This is a genomic window from Polaribacter reichenbachii (assembly GCF_001975665.1).
In the GTDB taxonomy this organism is placed as follows: Bacteria; Bacteroidota; Bacteroidia; order Flavobacteriales; family Flavobacteriaceae; genus Polaribacter; species Polaribacter reichenbachii.
On record NZ_CP019419.1, the window covers coordinates 360,378 to 380,053 of the forward strand.

General features: G+C 28.6%; 17 protein-coding genes. 7 read left to right on the top strand and 10 right to left on the bottom strand.

Annotated elements, in window-relative coordinates:
* Positions 1 to 85: 85 nt before the first annotated feature.
* Complete coding sequence (locus tag BW723_RS01635; RefSeq protein WP_068363246.1) at positions 86 to 724, top strand: peroxiredoxin; 639 nt, start codon at positions 86 to 88, stop codon at positions 722 to 724.
* A 47-nt stretch (positions 725 to 771) separates the two neighbouring features.
* Here BW723_RS01635 and BW723_RS01640 read toward each other — a convergent pair whose 3' ends face one another.
* The gene (locus BW723_RS01640) at positions 772 to 1,449 is read right to left on the bottom strand and encodes a rhomboid family intramembrane serine protease (RefSeq protein ID WP_068363244.1); all 678 of its coding nucleotides are present in this window, start codon (positions 1,447 to 1,449) and stop codon (positions 772 to 774) included.
* Between the two features lie 76 nt (positions 1,450 to 1,525).
* Here BW723_RS01640 and BW723_RS01645 point away from each other — a divergent pair, with 76 nt between their 5' ends.
* On the top strand, positions 1,526 to 2,797 hold the full coding sequence (locus BW723_RS01645; RefSeq protein ID WP_068363237.1) for a replication-associated recombination protein A: 1,272 nt from the start codon (positions 1,526 to 1,528) through the stop codon (positions 2,795 to 2,797).
* Here BW723_RS01645 and BW723_RS01650 read toward each other — a convergent pair.
* The 4 genes from BW723_RS01650 to BW723_RS01665 are packed head-to-tail and all read right to left on the bottom strand — an operon-like array spanning position 2,794 to position 6,290.
* Positions 2,794 to 3,606 carry a hypothetical protein gene (locus BW723_RS01650; RefSeq protein ID WP_083139849.1) on the bottom strand — a complete coding sequence of 271 codons (813 nt, stop codon included), beginning with the start codon at positions 3,604 to 3,606 and terminating at the stop codon, positions 2,794 to 2,796. The genes BW723_RS01645 and BW723_RS01650 overlap by 4 nt on opposite strands.
* 2 nt (positions 3,607 to 3,608) lie before the next feature.
* Entirely contained in the window at positions 3,609 to 4,982 is a 1,374-nt protein-coding gene (locus BW723_RS01655) for a DUF5723 family protein (protein WP_068363235.1), read from the bottom strand.
* A gap of 1 nt (position 4,983) precedes the next feature.
* Positions 4,984 to 5,532 (bottom strand): hypothetical protein, encoded by a 549-nt coding sequence (locus tag BW723_RS01660; RefSeq protein ID WP_068363232.1) that lies wholly within the window; start codon positions 5,530 to 5,532, stop codon positions 4,984 to 4,986.
* 56 nt (positions 5,533 to 5,588) lie between these two features.
* Positions 5,589 to 6,290, bottom strand: a complete 702-nt coding sequence (locus BW723_RS01665) for a YjjG family noncanonical pyrimidine nucleotidase (protein WP_068363229.1) — start codon at positions 6,288 to 6,290, stop codon at positions 5,589 to 5,591.
* Positions 6,291 to 6,415: 125 nt separating this feature from the next.
* On the opposite strand from BW723_RS01665, the gene BW723_RS01670 reads away from it, so the two are divergent.
* Both BW723_RS01670 and BW723_RS01675 read left to right on the top strand, forming a co-directional pair.
* Positions 6,416 to 7,618 (top strand): lipopolysaccharide biosynthesis protein, encoded by a 1,203-nt coding sequence (locus BW723_RS01670; RefSeq protein ID WP_068363222.1) that lies wholly within the window; start codon positions 6,416 to 6,418, stop codon positions 7,616 to 7,618.
* Entirely contained in the window at positions 7,611 to 8,222 is a 612-nt protein-coding gene (locus BW723_RS01675) for a DapH/DapD/GlmU-related protein (RefSeq protein ID WP_068363219.1), read from the top strand. The genes BW723_RS01670 and BW723_RS01675 overlap by 8 nt, the downstream gene beginning before the upstream one ends.
* Here BW723_RS01675 and BW723_RS01680 read toward each other — a convergent pair.
* Genes BW723_RS01680 through BW723_RS01695 form a run of 4 tightly spaced genes read right to left on the bottom strand, consistent with a single transcriptional unit; the run spans position 8,212 to position 13,331 of the window.
* Entirely contained in the window at positions 8,212 to 9,075 is an 864-nt protein-coding gene (locus tag BW723_RS01680; RefSeq protein ID WP_068363217.1) for a hypothetical protein, read from the bottom strand. The genes BW723_RS01675 and BW723_RS01680 overlap by 11 nt on opposite strands.
* Entirely contained in the window at positions 9,076 to 10,380 is a 1,305-nt protein-coding gene (locus tag BW723_RS01685) for a polysaccharide deacetylase family protein (RefSeq protein ID WP_068363214.1), read from the bottom strand.
* A 39-nt stretch (positions 10,381 to 10,419) separates the two neighbouring features.
* Positions 10,420 to 11,106, bottom strand: a complete 687-nt coding sequence (gene radC, locus BW723_RS01690; protein ID WP_068363211.1) for a RadC family protein — start codon at positions 11,104 to 11,106, stop codon at positions 10,420 to 10,422.
* 38 nt (positions 11,107 to 11,144) lie between these two features.
* The gene (locus BW723_RS01695; protein ID WP_068363208.1) at positions 11,145 to 13,331 is read right to left on the bottom strand and encodes a tetratricopeptide repeat protein; all 2,187 of its coding nucleotides are present in this window, start codon (positions 13,329 to 13,331) and stop codon (positions 11,145 to 11,147) included.
* Positions 13,332 to 13,557: 226 nt separating this feature from the next.
* On the opposite strand from BW723_RS01695, the gene trkA reads away from it, so the two are divergent.
* From trkA to BW723_RS01710, 3 genes are all read left to right on the top strand, one after another.
* Positions 13,558 to 14,904 (top strand): Trk system potassium transporter TrkA, encoded by a 1,347-nt coding sequence (trkA, locus tag BW723_RS01700; RefSeq protein ID WP_068363203.1) that lies wholly within the window; start codon positions 13,558 to 13,560, stop codon positions 14,902 to 14,904.
* Positions 14,905 to 14,907: 3 nt separating this feature from the next.
* Complete coding sequence (locus BW723_RS01705) at positions 14,908 to 16,407, top strand: TrkH family potassium uptake protein (RefSeq protein ID WP_068363200.1); 1,500 nt, start codon at positions 14,908 to 14,910, stop codon at positions 16,405 to 16,407.
* A gap of 237 nt (positions 16,408 to 16,644) precedes the next feature.
* Positions 16,645 to 17,772 carry a phosphoenolpyruvate carboxykinase (ATP) gene (locus tag BW723_RS01710; RefSeq protein ID WP_068363197.1) on the top strand — a complete coding sequence of 376 codons (1,128 nt, stop codon included), beginning with the start codon at positions 16,645 to 16,647 and terminating at the stop codon, positions 17,770 to 17,772.
* A gap of 518 nt (positions 17,773 to 18,290) precedes the next feature.
* Here the strand turns inward: BW723_RS01710 and BW723_RS01715 are convergent.
* The gene (locus tag BW723_RS01715) at positions 18,291 to 19,643 is read right to left on the bottom strand and encodes a UDP-N-acetylmuramate--L-alanine ligase (protein ID WP_068363195.1); all 1,353 of its coding nucleotides are present in this window, start codon (positions 19,641 to 19,643) and stop codon (positions 18,291 to 18,293) included.
* Between the last annotated feature and the right edge of the window lie 33 nt (positions 19,644 to 19,676).

Here is a 19,676-nt window from a genome sequence, read left to right on the forward strand (position 1 = left end):
AACAGCTATTTAGCGCTTAAAATTGATTAAGTGATTGAATAAGTTGTAGTTTTATACTAGATTTTAATCTTAAAAAATAAAAATTATGAGCGTTATTAGATTAGGTGATATTGCACCAAATTTTACAGCACAGTCTTCTTTAGGAGAAATAAATTTTCACGAATGGTTAGGGGATAGTTGGGGAATTTTATTTTCACACCCAGCAGATTACACACCTGTTTGTACAACAGAATTGGGTACAGTTGCCAAATACAAATCAGAATTTGAAAAAAGAAACGTAAAAACCATTGCATTGAGTGTAGATGGAGTTTCTTCTCATCAAGGTTGGATCAAAGACATCAACGAAACACAAAACACAGAAGTAGATTTTCCTATTATAGCAGATGAAGATAAAAAAGTATCTACTTTATATGATATGATTCATCCAAATGCAGATAATAATTTAACAGTTAGATCTGTGTTTATCATTGATCCTGATAAAAAAGTGAAGTTAATAATTGTGTACCCTGCTTCTACAGGTAGAAATTTCGAAGAATTACTAAGAGTAATTGATTCTTTACAATTAACAGCTTATCATAAAGTAGCAACACCTGCAAACTGGAAAAATGGTGAAGATTGTGTAATTTCTCCTGCAGTAACCAATGCCCAAATTCCAGAAATGTTTCCTAAAGGACATAAAGAGGTTAAACCTTATTTAAGGATGACACCTCAACCGAATTTATAATTAATAAAAAAAGGGCATCTATTAAGATGTCCTTTTTTTTATTGCTTCTACTCTACTTCTGAGCTTTCGTTTTCTTCTTCTAAAACTGGCGGAACAAAATTTCCATTTTCATCGAACATTGTATCGAATTCTGTTTCTGTAAATTGATGTTCTTTTTTTACAATTCCTTTGTTTTTAAATATAAAAGCAAATATTAATCCAACCAAAAAACTAGATAAATGTCCTTCCCAAGACATCCCTTCTTTAATTGGTAAAACATACCAAATCATACTGCCATAAAGAAAAATGATAATTAAAGAAAGTGCTACCAATCTAAAATGCTTTTTTATCATTCCACTAAAAAAAACAAAACTAAACAGCAAATAAACAATTCCGCTTGCCCCTATATGATAAGATTCTCTTGCAATACACCAAGTTAAAAATCCGGAGAAAAAACCGCCTAATAATAAAACCTTAAAAGCAACATCTTTATAAAAATAAAAAAGACTACTTAAAAGCACAAATAAAGGAATCGAATTATTAAAAAGATGACTAGTATTACTATGGATGAAATGCGTAAAGAAAACACCTTTAAAACCGTCTAAAGTTCTAGGAAATACTCCATATTTATTAAAGTTGAAATCAAATTGTATTTCTATCCAATAAATAACCCAAATTGAAACTACAAATACAATTGGTACTATAAAAATTGATTTCGATATTTTAAGTTGATTCTCTTCATTCATCAAAATAAAAATAACAATAATCTAACCAAATACTAATTTTGCAAATTCTGTCAGAAATCTTTATTATTTTTACTGAATGAATGAACCTTTGGCAGAAAGAATTAGACCAAAAACGTTAGATGATTATATAAGTCAGCAGCATTTGGTTGGTAAAAACGGTGTTTTAACCAATTTAATTAAACAAGGAATTATACCTTCTTTAATTCTTTGGGGACCTCCTGGAATTGGAAAAACAACACTCGCAAATATTATTGCTAAAGAGTCTAACAGACCATTTTACACTTTAAGCGCTATAAGTTCTGGCGTTAAAGATGTAAGAGAAGTTATAGAAAAAGCGAAAAAAAGTGGTGGATTATTTACTGCTAAAAATCCTATTTTATTTATTGATGAAATACATAGATTTAGTAAATCTCAACAAGATTCACTTTTAGGAGCTGTAGAAAAAGGTTGGGTTACTTTAATTGGTGCAACCACAGAAAACCCAAGTTTTGAAGTAATCCCTGCCCTACTTTCACGTTGTCAAGTTTATATTTTAAATTCTTTTGATAAAAATGATTTGGTTGCTTTATTGCATAGAGCAATAGAAAAAGACACACTTTTATCGACCAAAAAAATTACACTTAAAGAAACTGATGCTCTTTTACAAGTTTCTGGTGGTGATGCCAGAAAACTATTAAATATTTTTGAACTGCTAGTTTCTAGTGATGAGGAAATTGAAATTACAAACGAATTAGTTTTAGAAAAAATTCAGAAAAACACAGTTAGATATGATAAAACTGGTGAGCAACATTATGATATTATTTCTGCATTTATAAAATCGATAAGAGGTAGTGATCCTAATGGTGCTCTTTATTGGTTGGCAAGAATGATTGAAGGTGGTGAAGATGTAAAATTTATAGCAAGAAGATTACTTATTTCCGCATCCGAAGATATTGGTAATGCTAACCCAACTGCATTAATTTTAGCAACAAATACGTTTCAGGCGGTTTCTGTAATTGGTAATCCTGAATCTAGAATAATTCTGAGTCAGTGTGCAGTTTATTTGGCAAATTCACCAAAAAGTAATGCATCTTATCTTGCAATAGATCATGCTTTAAATTTGGTAAAAAATACAGGTGATTTATCTATCCCTCTACATTTAAGAAATGCGCCAACTAAGTTAATGAAGGATTTGGATTATGGTAAAAACTATAAATATTCGCACGATTATCCAAATAACTTTGTAGCTCAAGAATTTTTACCTGATGAAATTTCTGGAACAAAAATTTACGAACCAGGTAACAATTCTAGAGAAAATCAGTTTCGAGAAACTTTAAAAAATAGATGGAAAACTAAATATAATTATTAGAATTTAACCAAGTATTCCTCTTTAACTAATTGATCGTTTTTATAATATTCAGCTACCCAATTATTGCCTTTTTTAGTAAGTGTACCGTCTTTACCTTTAATGATAAAAACATCACTTTTATTGGTTTTTAAGATGATAAAAACAACTTCTGGTTTCATATTAACCAATTGAAATCCGTTGTTTTTTGGTTGCGCGTATAATACTGGAGCTGGTTTTGAAGCTTTTACAACTTCTGGTTTCGCTGGTTTTTCAACTTTAATTGTTTTTTCTACCTTAGGTGTTTTTACAACTTTAGGAACAACTTTTACTGTCTTTGATCCTTCTTTTACAGGATGATGAGCTGGTTGATTAACTTTAGGAGATAATACCAAATCTTGATTATACGTGTATTCAAAATCTTCCATAGTTTCATAAGCCTTTCTTATGGCATCTTGATGACTTTTTTTGAATTCCTTTAGCTTACTTCTACCAACCTGAGATTCATAAACCACTTTATTTGTACAATCTTTAATTTCTATATAACTTTTTGTAGAAAGCATATTAGAAGCATCTTTAACGGTTGCAAACAATGCCAAACATCTATCTTTACTAATTTCTGTAGGAATTGTCTCATTACTTAAAAACACCTTAAACCCTTTTTTCTTCAATAAGAATTTGGTTAATGAACTGGTTTGATATTGATCTACTCCTTTTAAATTTTCGAACTTTACATCAACAATAATATATTGATATTTGTCAAAATTATAATCTTGACTATAAATAGAAATACTTATAAATAAAAGAACCGTAAAGCTTATTTTTTTTATCATTTTTAATTAAATATTAAATTTATACCTAGTTGTAAAGATACACTATTTGCTGATGAGAGGTTTTTGTAAGACAAAATATTATCGAACATTCCATAAAAATTAACTTTACCAAATTGCATAGAAAGACCTGCACCAAGATTGGCAAAAGAAATATCATCTATAGTATATGTAAATTTAGTATGTATTTTATTTGATAAAGATTTTTCATAAAAAGCTGTAAGTGCCAACTGTGGTCTTAGAGGTCTAAAAACACTAAAAAGCTGTACCCCTATTGCATCAGTATAAAAATCTTTGTAACGATTATCATAACAAACCTTACTCCTTTTTTCACCAAAACTGTATTTTACAGCTGCATTTATTTTAGTTGGTCTCCAAGAAATATAGGTTTCTTGATTATCTTCTCTTGGTAATTCTTCATCAAAACGTTCATCAATTTCATTCCAGTAATTGATGTTATCTTCACCAAAAAGAAAGTTTATCCCTTCAAAAACAAAATCGCCATTAACAATTGTGGTTTTTACATTTTTAGAATGAGATATAAATCCTACATCTAGAATACTACCAGAAAACTCTAGTTGTGGAGAAACCCTATAAGTAAAACCAGCATCGAAACCCAAACCTAAATTACCAGCTAAAAAAGTGTTTTTCACATATTCAGCTGCATCTCTATTGTATTTATTTGTTTCTGCATTTACAAGACCAGAAGTTCTAAAATTAGCATTTAAATTATTAAAATAATGCGTGTATAAATTATTTTCTCCTTCTATTGTGGTAAAGGTTCCTGTATTGTTATTTGATTCTACATTTAATGCTGATGAATAAATTTTAAATCTACCACCAATCGTTAATTTTTCGTCTATTTTTTTTGATACTCCAAAGTGCAAAACTCCCAAAACATCTAATTTGTAGCGAATTTTCGATACACTAAAACTTCGATTTAAATGTGCACTATTACCTTCGCTATAAAGATCGTACACATCTTTTGCAAAATACCCAATACCATCAACCTCTTCGTAAAAACCAAAACTGAAATTTATTTTATCATTTAAACGATAACCACCACTAAAAACCTCTATTTGTGTGTTTATTTTTACAAAATCTTCTGTGGATAATTTGCTAAAAGCTGCCGAAATTTTATCATTTATGTCTATATTATCTTTAGCAAATAAATCTGTTAATACTAAGCCTGTAGAACCAACATCCGTAGAAAAACCAGATAATAAAGGAATACCAACATAAAACTTATAATTGGTTTCTGCGGCAGGATTTAATAATTGTGTTTGGGGCAATTCTGCAAAATTGTATAAAATCTGTCTATTTTGGGCAACAGTTTTTTGTAACCAAACAATAAATAAAAGGAATATAATTTTCTTCATATTAAAGATCGGTCTCTACAAATAAAGTTACAGAAGATCTAAACTCAAACTCACTTGTATCTAAAGGGTTCATTTGAGTACCAGTATCTTCTAAAAAAGCTCTAAATCTAACTTTAGTTGCACTTAAAACATTAAGACTTGAGGCTATAATAATTTCTTCTTCGTAAGGTGGTGGAATTGTATCTCCACCTTCAACAATTATCGGAGCAAAAGAATAAATTGCAATATTATTCTCATTTAAAAAATCTACTTCTATTCTTACAGCTCTATCAAATTCATTTTTAAATTCTGCATTAAAAACAATTTTAACGACATTTTCTCGAAAAAATGAATTCTCGAAAACAATAAAATCTGTAATATCTTCTCTACTATTTTGTTGTACTCCATTTTCGTCAAAAAATTGAAAAGGTTGTACGTTAAAATAAGTTAAGGATGCTGTAAAAACAGGTTTTGCTAAATAATCTTCTAACTGATCAAAATCTAAACTTTCTGCACAAGAAGTAAAGATGAAAAAACTTAGTAAAAAGTATATTAATTTTGGTATTTTCATAAATAGTAAGGGGGAGGTTCTAAAAACGTAATATCTAAATGATAACGTGGTTAAAGTTACAAATATTGTTTTATTTCTAATAAAGAAGTAACACTTTTAAAGTTTTGGCTCTTAATATCTACATTATCGAAATTACAATGCAAAGCTTGCATGCCTACATTTAATGCACCCAAAATATCTGCTTCTACACTATCGCCAATCATTAAAGAGTTTTCGCTTTTTGCATTCGCTAAGTTCAAAGAATATGTAAAAACTTCTGAATTTGGTTTTTTAACACCAACAGATTCTGAAGTTATAATCGCATCAAAATAATGAATAATTTTAGAACTTTCCATTTTTTTAAGTTGCACTTCTTGAAAACCATTGGTAATAATATGCAGTTTGTATTTGTCTTTTAAATAGTCTAAAATTTCGAAAGTACCATCGAACAAATAATTAAAATGTGGTAAAAACTCAATATATTCTATGCCTATTGTATCTATTACATCATCTGAAATAGTATAATTTAAAGCATCGAAAGTTTTCTTTAGTCTGCCATATCTTAACTCACTTTTGGTAACTTTATCGCTTCTAAATAATCGCCAGAATTCTAAATTAATAGGTTTGTAAACTTCTAAAAAAGTATCTAAATTTAAACTTATATTTTGCTTTTTAAATACTTTCTGGAGTGCTAATTCTGAGTTTTTTTCGAAATCCCATAATGTATGATCTAAATCGAAAAAGATGTGTTTTATTTTATTTCTATCTATAGTTTTCATAAATTATTCAATAGTTAACTACCGCTTAAAGCCCTAAAGCATTTTTATGTATTTTTGAAAAAAAAAAATTGACTGCTAAAGTAAACAAAAAGCCAATATCTTTTTTCTACAAAAACATCGTTATAATGTTTAGAGGAACTATTATTGCTCAAATCATTGCTGTATTAGTAGGTATTTATCTTGCAAAACTCTATGGTGAAGAGGCTTATGGATATTTAGGTTTTTTTATTAGCATTACTAGCATAGCTTCAATAATTGGAACTTTACAATTAGATAATTGTATTATAACATCAAACACTAAAGAAGAAAGTACAAATTGGTTCAATTTTATTTTAATAATTATTCCAATTATTATCATTTTTCTATTTATACTATTACATCTTTTTTCAAAACTTATTATTTTTGAAAGACTTAATTCAATTATATTTCTTCTATCTCTTGTAGGCTCAGTAGTTATAACGTATAACTTAACTCATCAAAGTCTTTTTACTTTTCAAAAAAAGTTTTCCATTTTATCTAACTCGAAAATTTTTGCAGCAATTTTTAATGTCCTATTTCAATATATTCTTTATGCTTTTTACAATATTCTAGGTTTAATTATTGGTCTTTTGATTTCTCAACTAGTATTACTATCTTATAATTTTTACATTAATAATAAGCATATTAAGTCCATAAATTTTAAGGAAGTAAAGAAAGGTTTTAAATCAAACAACACTCTAATTAAATTTTTATTACCATCTAATATCATTAATAGTTTTGCTAATAATTTAATGCCTATATTAATCCTTACTTTTTTTGGCGCTGAAAAAGCTGGAGTTTACTTCTTTAGTATTAAAATATTAGCAACTCCTTTGTTCTTAATTTCTTCCTCAATATCTCAAGTATATTTTAGAGAATCGTCAGAACTGGTTGTTAAAAAAAATGATGAATTATTTTCCATAACGAAAAAAATTGTTATTTCAAATTTAATAATTATGCTTTCGTTTTTACTCATAATAAATACTTTAGGCATATATATTTTAAACCTATATTTTGAAAATCAATGGAAGGATTTAAATTCTTTTATTTTAATTTTATCGTTTTTAATTTTAGCAAAAAGTTCATTTAATCCGATTAGTAGCTTAATAATAGTTTTAAATAAAAATTTAATTGGTTTAATGTTTAATTGTTATTTATTTTTAATTAATGTAGTTGCTATATATTATGGCACATTATATAATAACATACTATATACTGTAATTATATTATCTTTATTTGGTGGAATAGGTTATTATATAATGTTATATTACTTCTTTAATCATTTAAAATATGATAAAATAAATGTTTAAAAAACTAGATTTTTTCTTTTTTGGTTGGATAATTAACTGGTTATACCCAGAATATTATCGCCCAAAATATGGGTATCAACGTTATTACATTTTGTTTTTTCATTATTTAATTCCGCAGAAATTATTTCGGTTAAATCCTAAAGTAAAATGGCCTGTTCATTTTACTTCTAAAGTAGTATCACCAGAAAATATTACGAAAGGTATTCTTTGTGATCCTGGAGATAATTTAAACAATTATATACAAGCAAACAACGGAATTATATTTGGCTCTAACATAGAACTTGGGCCTGGAGTTCATATTATTTCATCTAATCATAAGTCTAATAATTTAAGAGAACATACTTCAGGAAAACCTATAGAAATAGGCAATAATGTTTGGATTGGTGCAAATAGCACAGTTTTACCAGAAGTAATAATTGGTAATAATGTAATTATTGGCGCGAATTCTTTAGTAAATAAAGATATTCCTGATAATTCTATTGCAGTTGGTAACCCTTGTAAAGTAATCAAACAAAAAGAACTGTATTCTGAAGATTTATCAGAAATAGTTTTTAATAAAAAAGTACCTGAAACATATAAAAATTTTATGATTTCTAAAGCTTAAATAACTTTCTAGAAAACATAGTTAAAGTTTCTTTCTCTGCACCAAAACTTCTAAAAAAATCACCAATACTTTTAATATTACCCCCTTCAAAATCTAAAACTTTATTTTGTTGCTGATTTTGCTCTATAATATAATTTATTAAAAAACTAGCTGCTTGATATTTTCTTCCATTATTCGTAAAAGATGAAAAAAGATAAATAATTCTTTCTTGATGTTTTACAAACAATCCTCCACCTAAAAGTTCATTTTCTTTATAAACTCCTAATACTTCAACCCTGTCAGAATCTGTTGAAGAATCAGAAATTTCTAAAATAATAGTTTCAGAAAAACCATCATAATTATAATTTCTTTTTTGAATTTCAATCAATTTATCAATAACAACTGGTTTAACTTTTAAATTATTTTTTATTCCTAGTTTTACTCTTTGCCTTCTGGTTCTAGAAAAACTTGCTAATAAACTTTGATAATCAGAATTTAAATTTAAAATATAATTTTTTCGGGTATTAGAATCATCATCAAAATAATTAGAAGGATTTAAACACAAAGAAACTTTTACAAATCTTGATGACACTTTTTTAAAAAAAGTTTCCAGCTGATTTTTAGATATTATTTTAGAAGAAAAAACGCCCAATTGCTGACAAAAAAGTGGCTGAGTTACATATTTTAAAAGATATTTTTGTTTCCAAGGTATTGGCATTACAGCTTTGTAATCATCTAAAACTAAAACATCCCAATGGTCTGCAACAATATCTAAATACCAAGACAAAGCATAAATTCTACTTTGCAAGGAATTTTCTATACAAGCATCGTATTTATCGTCTTCTAAATCCTTTCTTTTAATGTACGTTATCATTTAAGAAGTGGCAATTTTAAGCATCGATTCGTACAAACGTTTCCAACCTTTCCAACGAATATAATCGCTTAAACTTTCGTTATGAAACAGCGTGATAAAAGTTCCGTTTACTGCTTTTACTTCATTTTTTAAATCTCTTATTCTACCTAAAGATTGTTTTGGAGTTAGTTTCATATAATCGTTTAAAGTGGTATCCATAACAGCAAAAGGAAAGATTTTTAATGGTGTTTGAATCTCAAAATCTAAATCGTAAAAATAAAAAGGAGTGCAAGTACTTGCTCTAAAACCTACATTACTGGCATATCCCATAGAATAATCTTCTTCTATTTCTAAATCGATTAAATTTTGATAAGTTTCTGGCAGACTAAAACGTAAATAATGTTGCCTAGAACTTTTAACTGGTGTATTAGTAATGCTCTCTAACCTTTCTTTTTCTTTCTTTAATTTGGCTGCATCTTGCATCGAAAAATAAGAAGGATGCAGACCTACTTTTGCATAATCTACCATTTCTTTAATAAGCAATCTGTATTTTTCTTTAGAGGCAGAAACATTGGTATCAAAAGTAGAATAATCGCCAATTAAGAAAAAGAAAATTGTTTTTACATTATAATCTTTTTTAAACCTTAAGAGTTTAGGAAAAGTATTAAAAGGATCGCTTTTTATATTAAACGTAACTGCAAAACGGGTCCAAACATTCAGTAATTTAAAATGAAATAAGTCGTTTACAAAACCACCAACACTTCTTACTAAACTTTTGTGTTTGTAAGCAAAGGCATTATCAATATCTACAGTAGAAATAAAGTTGTAGGCTCTAGTTTTATAAACGTAATCTGGGAATTTTTCTTTTAATGATTTTAAAAATTTGTATGCCCAAATATCTACAACTGGTTTTTCTAAAAACCCTTTTTTAAACGCTAAACTCTGTTCTGCTGTATAACGTCCGTGAACATCTTTAACGTGTGGTAAATATTCTTCGTAACGAGTAATTAGGTAAAAACTTGCCGCAAAAATATCAAAAGGAATAGATGACTTTGCATTGGTTGCAAAAAAACAAGGAACTTCTTCCCATTTGTTCATCATTATTTCTACATCATTTAAACCTTGCTCAAACAACAAATCGTTGCTTTTAATAAAAAATTCGGCACCTAATGGAGTTTTGGTATACGATAATTTAGGACCATTATGCGCAACAAATTCTTCGATTTTAGTTGTGAAATCTACCGAAATCAATAAGGTTCTGGTAAGAATATGCTTAAAAATATAGCGAATTCTTGGTGTTATTGTATGTGTATAAACTAATATCATTAAATGAGTTACGAATTTTGATTTATGAATTTTATGTAATTACAAAATCCCTTCATCTGCAAAGCTAAAATACGCTTTTTGAGTAATTATTAAATGATCTAACAATTTTATATCTAAAGTAACCCCTGCTTCTTTTATTTTTTGTGTAATGTTTTTATCTGCACTACTTGGCTGTAATTTACCTGAAGGATGATTATGGCAAACAATTAACCCCACACAAGCCAACTCTAAAGCTCTTTTAAATAACAACCTAACATCTACAATTGTAGCAGTTAAACCTCCTTTACTTACCTGAGATTTTGCAATAACTTTATTAGAATTACTTAAAAAAAGCACCCAAAATTCTTCATGTTCAAAATCGCCAATAATAGGTTGCATCAAATTAAAAACATCTTTACTACAAGTAATTTTGGGTTTTTCTAAAGCGGTTTCTAATTGCCTTCTTTTACCCAATTCTAAAGCTGTAATAATTGCAATAGCTTTTGCTTCTCCTATACCTTTAAACTCGGTTAATTTTTCTACGGATAATTTTGCCAATGCATTGATATTACCCTCAACAGATTTTAAAATTCGTTTAGATAAAGCTACAGCACTTTCGTTTCTATTACCAGAACCAATTAAAATTGCAATCAATTCTGCGTCAGACAATACCGTTTTTCCTTTTGCTAGTAATTTTTCGCGAGGTCTATCATCTAAAGCCCAGTTTTTTATTGTTAACTTTTCCATAAAACAGTTTCTATAAAAGTACAAAAAACCAAAAGAAACTATAATTGACTTATAAAAGTTCTGTATTGTTGGTTATTTGGGTATAGTTCAATTAACCTTTGTGCAATGTTTTTTGCTTTGTCTTTTTGCTCGGATTTTGCATAAATATAAGCCAACACATACAACAAACTTTCGTTAGTATTATCTACTTTTAAACCTGCAATAATTGTTTTTTCAGCTTGTTTATACTTTTGCTTTTTATCGTACAACAAACCTAAATTATAATACACTCTAATGTTATTTGGCATTATTTTTCGGGCTTTGTTTAGCTGACTAATGGCATCATCTACTCTATTAAGCTCAGCATACAAAAGCGCTATTGAATAATAAACAGGCCCGTATTCTGGCTCTAATTCAATAATCTTTTTATAGGTAGTTTCTGCTTTATCAAATTGTTGTGTATTGTAATATAATGTGGCTAAATTTATACGTATTTGATTGTTAATATTATCTATAGAAAGTGCGCTTTCATAACTTTCTATAGCCTCAAAAAGTTTGCCTTGTTTAATATAATAATCTCCTTTTTTAACTCTTGTACCTACAAAATCTGAATTTGCTTTAACGTGTGTCCAGAATTCATCTTTTACCTTTTGATAACTTTCTTGGTATGCTTTTGGAACCTGAGCTTCATCCAAAGTACCTAAACCAAAAAATGCTTTAATTCTAATACTTCTTTTCGGGTCTTCTAAAAGTGGTAAAAAATAAGATGTATAATCCGTATTATTTATCAAACTTAAAACATCAACACTTGCACCTCTAACAATTGCTGATTCATCGTTTAAGAGTTTTGTAAACTCATCTATAAAACCATCAACATCGTAATTCGATAATGCTTTTGCTGCGGATGCTCTTACGATTTCTGGTTGATGCTTTTCGTTCATCAACTCTATTAAACCCAAATGTCCATTAGGTTCCATGGTAATTCCTGGTGCTAGTTTTTCTGAATAATGTATAGAATCTACAGCTCCAAATAACTTTGTAAAACTTGCTGCTGCCCAAACATCATCTTTGTCTTTATGACAACCAGAACAAGCATTTGGAGTTCCATACTTTACACTTAAATCTGGTCTTGGTATTCTAAAACTATGATCGCGTCTAAAATCGTTACCCATATAATATTTACCTGTCATATGGCAATTAATACATTTAGATGATGCTGTATTGGGTTGATGAAAATGATGTTTTGGAGTATCATATTTTTCGGGTATATGACATTGTGCACACAATTCATTGCCATCGAACTTTAGTTTTAAAGAATGTGGATTATGGCAATTGGTACAAGTAACATCATTTTGATACATTTTACTTTGTGTAAAAGAACCATAAACATAAACCTCATCTAAAATCTGACCATCTGCTTCGTAAATTCGATCTTGTAATAATTGCGGATAATAATGATCTAACAAAGAACCTTCAAAATTAAAATCTTTAGAAAACTGTTCTCTACGCATATGACAACGCGCACATTGATCTACCAATTCTTTTGGCGCTGTTTCTTTCGTCATTTGGAAACTACCTGTAGCTGCATAATTGTTACCTAACTTTTCTACATCTGTTATATGCTGTTGTCCAGGTCCATGGCAGGCTTCGCAATTCACATTTATAACTGCATATTTTGTGTTGTAGCTATGTGTTTTTACATCGTAATTTTTACGAACATTGGTTGAGTGGCAATCTGCACACATATTGTTCCAATTTAAACCACCTCTAGACCAATGCAACCACTCTGAATGCACCACTTTAAAATCTGGATATAAATCGAACCATTTGTTTTTTACAGAATCCCAAGCAGTTCTTAAACATTGATAATGCCCATCTGGAAACTGAACTATATATTGTTGCAAAGGTGTAACCCCAAAAGTATAAACGATTTTATAATCGTGATTTTTACCATCAGGACCATCCGTATTTACATAAAAATCTTTCCCTTTTTTATAAAATGTAGAAGTAACTCCTTGGCTCGTAAATTTTTGATTATTAAAATTTGCCAAAATAGAAGCACTATCTGCAATTTGCATAGCTTTATCATGATGAGAACCTTGCCAATCTTTAAATTCATTTTCATGACATTCTTTACATTTTTGATCTCCTAAAAAATGACTATCAGGAATTACCTTACCAGTAAGAAATACATTTTTATGGGTATCAATCTCTTTATATTTTTCTTTTGTTTGACATGCATACATCAACAAAATAAAAAAAACATATTTAAAGATTATGAGCAATTTTTTTTGTTTTATTAGCAAAATTTGAGTCTTAAAAATTAATTTATCAGTAAAATTAAAATTTCTATTCTTTCAAAAAGAAGATAATTATCATAAAAGCATATTTTTTATCAACCTAAAAAATTAATAATTTGTATTTCCAATAAAACTCTTCATATCTTTGCACACTATATTCTATTTTTTAAATATGAAGATCATTATAGCTGGTGCTGGAGATGTTGGATTTCATTTAGCCAAGCTTCTTTCTTACGAATCTCAAGACACTTACATTATCGATTTTGATGGTGATAAGTTAGATTACCTTAATAATCATTTAGATGTTATCACTAAAAAAGGTGATGCCACTTCTATTAAATTATTAAAAGAGGTTGGTATTGCTTCTGCAGATTTGTTAATTGCTGTTACAGATAGCCAAAACACAAATTTTACAATTTCTGTAATTGGTAAATCTTTGGGTGTTAAAAAAACAATTGCAAGAATAGATAACCCTGAGTTTTTAAATGAATGTGAGGTCGATTTTTCTAAATTCGGATTGGATTTTATGATTTCTCCTCAAGAGTTGGCGGCTAATGAAATTAAAATGCTGCTAAATCAATCTTCTTTTAATGATACAGTTGAGTTTGAAAGCGGATTATTTAATGTTATGGGAACTACCTTAACCTATAAATCGCCATTGGTAGATTTAACGGTTATGGAAGCAAACCAAAAATTTTCTAGTGTAGATTTTACAACTATTGCTATAAAAAGAGAGAATGTTTCTCAAACTATAATTCCTAGAGGAGATACAGTTTATCAAATAGACGATCAAGTTTATTTTTCTGTACCTAATTATAGTATGGCAGATTTGTATCCTATTATTGGTAAAACTCAATTCCAGATTAAAAACGTTATGATTTTAGGTGGAAGTAGTATTGGCGAAAAAACTGCTAGAAATCTATGTGAAGACAACTTTAAAGTTAAGTTAATAGAAAAAAATAGAGAAAAAGCAGAATCTCTAGCTGAAACACTTTGCAGCACTTTAGTAATAAATGGTGATGGTAGAGATTTAGAATTATTAGAAGAAGAAAATATTAGAGAAACTGATGCTTTTATTGCTGTAACTGGTAATTCTGAAACTAATATAATGTCTTGTTTGGTAGCCAAATCTAAAGGTGTAAAAAAGACAATTGCATTGGTAGAAAATATGGATTATATCGATATTTCACAAACTATTGGAATTCAATCACTCATCAACAAAAAACTAATTGCAGCCAGTAATATTTTTAAACATATCAGAAAAGGTGAAATTTTAGAATTAGCCAACTTACATAATATAGATGCTGAGGTTTTTGAATATGAAGTACAGCCAAAAGCCAAAGTAACTGAAAAACAGATTAAAGATTTGCGTTTTCCTAGAGAAGCCGTTTTTGGCGGAGTTATTAGAGATGGTAAAGCTTTAATGCCTTTTGGTGATATGCAAATACAAACTGGCGATAAAGTTATTGTGTTCTGTTTGCCTGAGGCGATTACTACAGTAGAAAGATTTTTTAAATAAAATATGGGGAACTTAAACTTAAAAATAATCTATCGTTTTTTAGGCATAACAGCCATATTAAACGGTTTTTTTATGTTTATCGCTTTTCCTTTTAGTTTTTTTTCTGCTGAAGATGAAGCCTGGGGAATATTAAATGCCGGTGTAATCACCACTTTTATAGGTCTTTTATTATTTTTCTTTAACAAAACTAAGAACAAGAACATTCAAAAAAAAGAAGGTTATTTGATCGTAACACTAGGATGGTTAATTCTCTCCATTACAGGAATGTTACCTTATTTACTCTCTGGTGCTATACCCCATATTTCTGATGCTTTTTTCGAAACCATTTCTGGTTATTCTACAACTGGTTCTTCTATTTTAACGGATATTGAAGCAATGCCAAAAGGAATTCTTTTCTGGAGATCTGCCACACATTGGATTGGAGGAATGGGTATAATTGTACTTACCATTGCCATTTTACCTTTATTAGGTATTGGTGGTATGCAGCTTTTTTTAGCTGAAGCTCCTGGTCCATCTGCAGATAAATTACACCCAAGAATTACAGATACCGCAAAACGATTATACTTAATTTACGTAGTATTAACCTTTGCTCAATTTTTTCTTTTAAAAGTTGCTGGTATGACTTGGTTTGACGCCATTAATCACGCAATGGCAACAGTTAGTACAGGTGGTTTTTCTACTAAAAATAACAGTGTAGCTTTTTACAATAACTTACCTTTTGTACAATACATTATTATCTTTTTTATGTTAGTGGCAGGTACAAACTTTGTACTTACTTACTTTGCTTTAAAAGGTAAAATTCAAAAAGTTTTTCAAAGTGAAGAATTTAAATATTATTTATTTGGTATAATTGGAGTATCGTCTATCATCGTTATAATAATTTACTTTTTTCAAGACCCAAATTTACAAACAACAATTGCACATCCTAAAGTTTATGGAGAAGCAGAAAGCGCTATAAGACACGCACTTTTTATGGTAACTTCTGTAGTAACTACAACAGGTTTTGTAACTGCAGATTTTACAATGTGGAGTTTCTTTGCAACTGGTATTTTCTTTGCTTTATTTTTTACAGGTGGTTCTGCAGGCTCTACAAGTGGTGGTGTTAAAGTAGTAAGACATATTGTAATGTTAAAAAATAGTTTTTTAGAATTTAAAAAAGCGTTACACCCAAATGCAATTATTCCTGTTAGGTATGATGGTAAATCTGTAAGTAAAAACATTGTTTTTAACATACTTTCATTTTTCATAATCTATATGTTAATTTTTATAATCTCATCTGTAATTTTAACGTTCTTCGGATTAGATTTTCTATCTGCTTTAGGTGCAGCGGCATCTTCATTAGGTAACATTGGCCCTGCAGTTGGTTCTGTAAGTCCTGTAGATAGTTTTGCACACCTTTCCTCTTCTGCAAAATGGTTTTGCTCTTTTTTAATGTTAATTGGTAGGTTAGAATTGTTTACAGTTTTAATACTTTTTACTCCTTTCTTTTGGAGAAAAAATTAAATTTTAAAATAATTAATAGATTTCTTTAAAAAACAGGAAATAAGGGAAAATATGCAACTTTAAATGTGCTAAGCACTTATATGATTTTAAACCTACAGAAAGCACAAGTATTCTCTGCTCCAGCAGATCCTGGAACTTGATTTTAATAAAAAAAAACCTTTTAAACGCCTCAAATATTTTGAGACGTTTTTTATTGATATCAATTTAAAATAAGTATTTTTAGCGATATTAGATTCTATGAAAACACTTTATAAAAAAGTTGAGGATAAAACTATTACTTGGTTCGAAGACAGAAATGAATATTTAGTCTTAGAAAATACAACTGCGGATGTTTTAAAACGGTTAGATAAAGGAATTTCGGTTAAAGAAATAGCAATTTCATTATCAAAAAAACTGGATGTACCTGTGGATAAAGCTGCAGATTTTATCATCAATTTAAATCAGGAATTAAATGAATCGAAAAATGAACACCCGAATGAAATCATTAACGATTACAGAGATATAGAAAAACCAAAAAAATATGAATTTATAAAATTCTATAAAGTAAATAATGTTGTTTTTAAAATTTCATTTTTAAGTGAAACAGAATTATCTTTAATACATCATAAATTTGAACATCTTGTTATTGAACAAAATAATCATTTTGATAATGAATTCGAAATTTTCATCAATAATAACTTTATATTTCTATATGTAAACAATACATACATTGGTTCTTGGAGCCATCAAAATGTGCATTATTTTCAGGGTAAGTTTTCTATGGAATTTATCCAAAGAATTCATCAAAAGGAAGAAAATGAATGGCTCGGCGTTTTTCACGCATCAGCTGTAAGTAATGGAAAAAAATCAATGCTTTTTTTAGGCGATTCTGGTAATGGAAAAAGTACTTCATTAGCACTTTTACAAGCTAATGGTTTTACTTGCTTAGCAGATGATTTTGTTCCTGTTGATGTAAAAAAACAGGAAGTTTATAGTTTTCCTGCTGCAATCTCTATCAAAAAAAACAGTTTAGATACTTTATTGCCAATTTACCCAGAATTAAAAAATGGTAAAGAATACAATCTAATTAGGTTAAACAAGGTGGTAAGATACTTAAAACCAAATAACACAAATTATTTTGCACATTTACCTTGTAACGATTTGATTTTTATTAAATATGAAAAAGATAGTGAACTAACGTGTACAAAAATTTCTAAAATTGATGCTTTTCAGCAATTGATTCCAGATTCTTGGTTATCACCTAAAACAGAAAATGCTCAAGTTTTTTTAGATTGGTTTGCTACTTTAAATTGTTATCAATTAACCTATTCAGATAATAATAAAATGATTGCTATTGTGCATAAATTATTCAATAATGACTTATAAAGAAACGCTTTTTTTTGTTGCACAATGCTTAACCATTAATCACTAAGAGCGTAACAAACAAATCGTTGAAAATCAATTAAATTTATCAATATTAGCAAAACAAATTAATGATAAAGGCTATTTATATAAAGACATCTCTTTAAGAAATGCATACGATGTTTTACTGTTATCAAAAAAAACAAATACAAAAAAAGCTTTTGTTCAATTCAACAAATTATTCAATCCTATCAATTGTTTTTTAAGCATATGTTTTACCGTTTTTAACGAAATAAACTCTTTAGATTACATTAAAAATCAAGAAACATCGTCTTATATAAAAACTTTTCGTAAATCAATATTAGATGATTCTTATAGAGAAAAGTTCAATAAAAAATTATCAAAAAAATTATTTATTAAAGCAAGAGTAGATTTTATTATAAAATCATTTTCGAGCAAAGTGCATAGAAAATGGATTTTAAAAAGGGGAACCGATAAAATTTGGTTGAATGAAAAACTAAATCAATTCGGCCTAAAAAAACCTAAACCAAACGTTTAACTTCTTCAAAATCTAAACTTCCATAATTTCCAGAACTCATTAAAACAACTGCTGATTTGTCCAAATTCTGACTAAATAAAAATTCTTTAAATTCAGCAGGATTGGTATAAATAACCAGATCGTCTCTTTGAAAAGCATTTGCTATTTGATCCTTTGTAACTTCATCTAATTGTTTAATCTTAACTGCATGTGGAGAATAAAATACAACAGCTTTATCTGCAAAATCTAATGCTCCTTTGTATTCTGACAGAAATTCGGCATTTAAACTAGAATACGTATGCAATTCTAAACAAGCTAAAACTGTTCTTTCTGAATATTGTTCTTTTACAGCTTTGGTAGTTGCAGCAACTTTACTTGGGCTATGTGCAAAATCTTTAAAAATTACAGTAGAATTACTTTCTGCTATCTTTTCTAAACGTTTACTGGCTCCAGCAAAACTAGCAATAGCTTCATAGAAATCATCTTCATCAATTCCCATATGTTGACAAATCCATTTGGCGCCTGCTAAATTTTGTAAATTATGTTTTCCGAAAACTTCTAGAGGTAAATTTCCTTCTGATGTTTCTAAATATGTAATTCCGTTTTCTATAAAATGACTTGGAGTTTCGTAAGGATATTTTTTAATATGATTCTCAGAAGATTCTACAATTTCAGCTACATTTTTGTCCTCACTATTATACACCATACTTCCACCATTTACCATAGAATCTGTAAAAATTGAAAACTGTTCTTTATAATTTTTAAAAGTTGGAAAAACATTAATATGATCCCAAGCAATTCCGCTTAAAAGTGCAATATTTGGTTTGTATAAATGAAATTTAGGTCGCATATCAATTGGCGAACTCAAATATTCATCACCTTCTAAAACAATAAAATCATTTTCTTTAGTTAAATGCACCATAGTTTCAAAACCTTCTAATTGTGCACCAACCATATAATCTACTTCTTTTTCGTGATAATTTAACACGTGTAAAATCATAGAAGTTATAGTAGTTTTACCATGAGAACCACCAATTACAACTCTGGTTTTATCTTTAGATTGCTCATATAAAAACTCAGGATAAGAATATATTTTTAATCCTAACTCTTGAGCTTTCAGTAACTCAGGATTATCTATTTTTGCGTGCATTCCTAAAATAATTACATCTAAATCTGTAGTTATTTTTTCAGGAAACCATCCAAATTCATTTGGTAATAATCCATATTTTTCTAATCTAGATTTTGATGGATCGTGTATAGTATCATCACTACCAAAAACTTGGTATCCTTTTTGGTGTAAAGCAATTGCTAAATTGTGCATTGCACTGCCTCCAATTGCAATAAAATGAATGTTCATATCTAAAAATTATAAAAAAGTAAAAATACAAAA

Bases quoted from the DNA above. Each gene is read 5' to 3' on its own strand.
- BW723_RS01635 (WP_068363246.1), top strand. From the start codon at position 86: ATGAGCGTTATTAGATTAGGTGATATTGCACCAAATTTTACAGCACAG.
- BW723_RS01640 (WP_068363244.1), bottom strand. From the start codon at position 1,449: ATGAATGAAGAGAATCAACTTAAAATATCGAAATCAATTTTTATAGTA.
- BW723_RS01645 (WP_068363237.1), top strand. From the start codon at position 1,526: ATGAATGAACCTTTGGCAGAAAGAATTAGACCAAAAACGTTAGATGAT.
- BW723_RS01650 (WP_083139849.1), bottom strand. From the start codon at position 3,606: ATGATAAAAAAAATAAGCTTTACGGTTCTTTTATTTATAAGTATTTCT.
- BW723_RS01655 (WP_068363235.1), bottom strand. From the start codon at position 4,982: ATGAAGAAAATTATATTCCTTTTATTTATTGTTTGGTTACAAAAAACT.
- BW723_RS01660 (WP_068363232.1), bottom strand. From the start codon at position 5,532: ATGAAAATACCAAAATTAATATACTTTTTACTAAGTTTTTTCATCTTT.
- BW723_RS01665 (WP_068363229.1), bottom strand. From the start codon at position 6,290: ATGAAAACTATAGATAGAAATAAAATAAAACACATCTTTTTCGATTTA.
- BW723_RS01670 (WP_068363222.1), top strand. From the start codon at position 6,416: ATGTTTAGAGGAACTATTATTGCTCAAATCATTGCTGTATTAGTAGGT.
- BW723_RS01675 (WP_068363219.1), top strand. From the start codon at position 7,611: ATGTTTAAAAAACTAGATTTTTTCTTTTTTGGTTGGATAATTAACTGG.
- BW723_RS01680 (WP_068363217.1), bottom strand. From the start codon at position 9,075: ATGATAACGTACATTAAAAGAAAGGATTTAGAAGACGATAAATACGAT.
- BW723_RS01685 (WP_068363214.1), bottom strand. From the start codon at position 10,380: ATGATATTAGTTTATACACATACAATAACACCAAGAATTCGCTATATT.
- radC (WP_068363211.1), bottom strand. From the start codon at position 11,106: ATGGAAAAGTTAACAATAAAAAACTGGGCTTTAGATGATAGACCTCGC.
- BW723_RS01695 (WP_068363208.1), bottom strand. From the start codon at position 13,331: ATGTATGCATGTCAAACAAAAGAAAAATATAAAGAGATTGATACCCAT.
- trkA (WP_068363203.1), top strand. From the start codon at position 13,558: ATGAAGATCATTATAGCTGGTGCTGGAGATGTTGGATTTCATTTAGCC.
- BW723_RS01705 (WP_068363200.1), top strand. From the start codon at position 14,908: ATGGGGAACTTAAACTTAAAAATAATCTATCGTTTTTTAGGCATAACA.
- BW723_RS01710 (WP_068363197.1), top strand. From the start codon at position 16,645: ATGAAAACACTTTATAAAAAAGTTGAGGATAAAACTATTACTTGGTTC.
- BW723_RS01715 (WP_068363195.1), bottom strand. From the start codon at position 19,643: ATGAACATTCATTTTATTGCAATTGGAGGCAGTGCAATGCACAATTTA.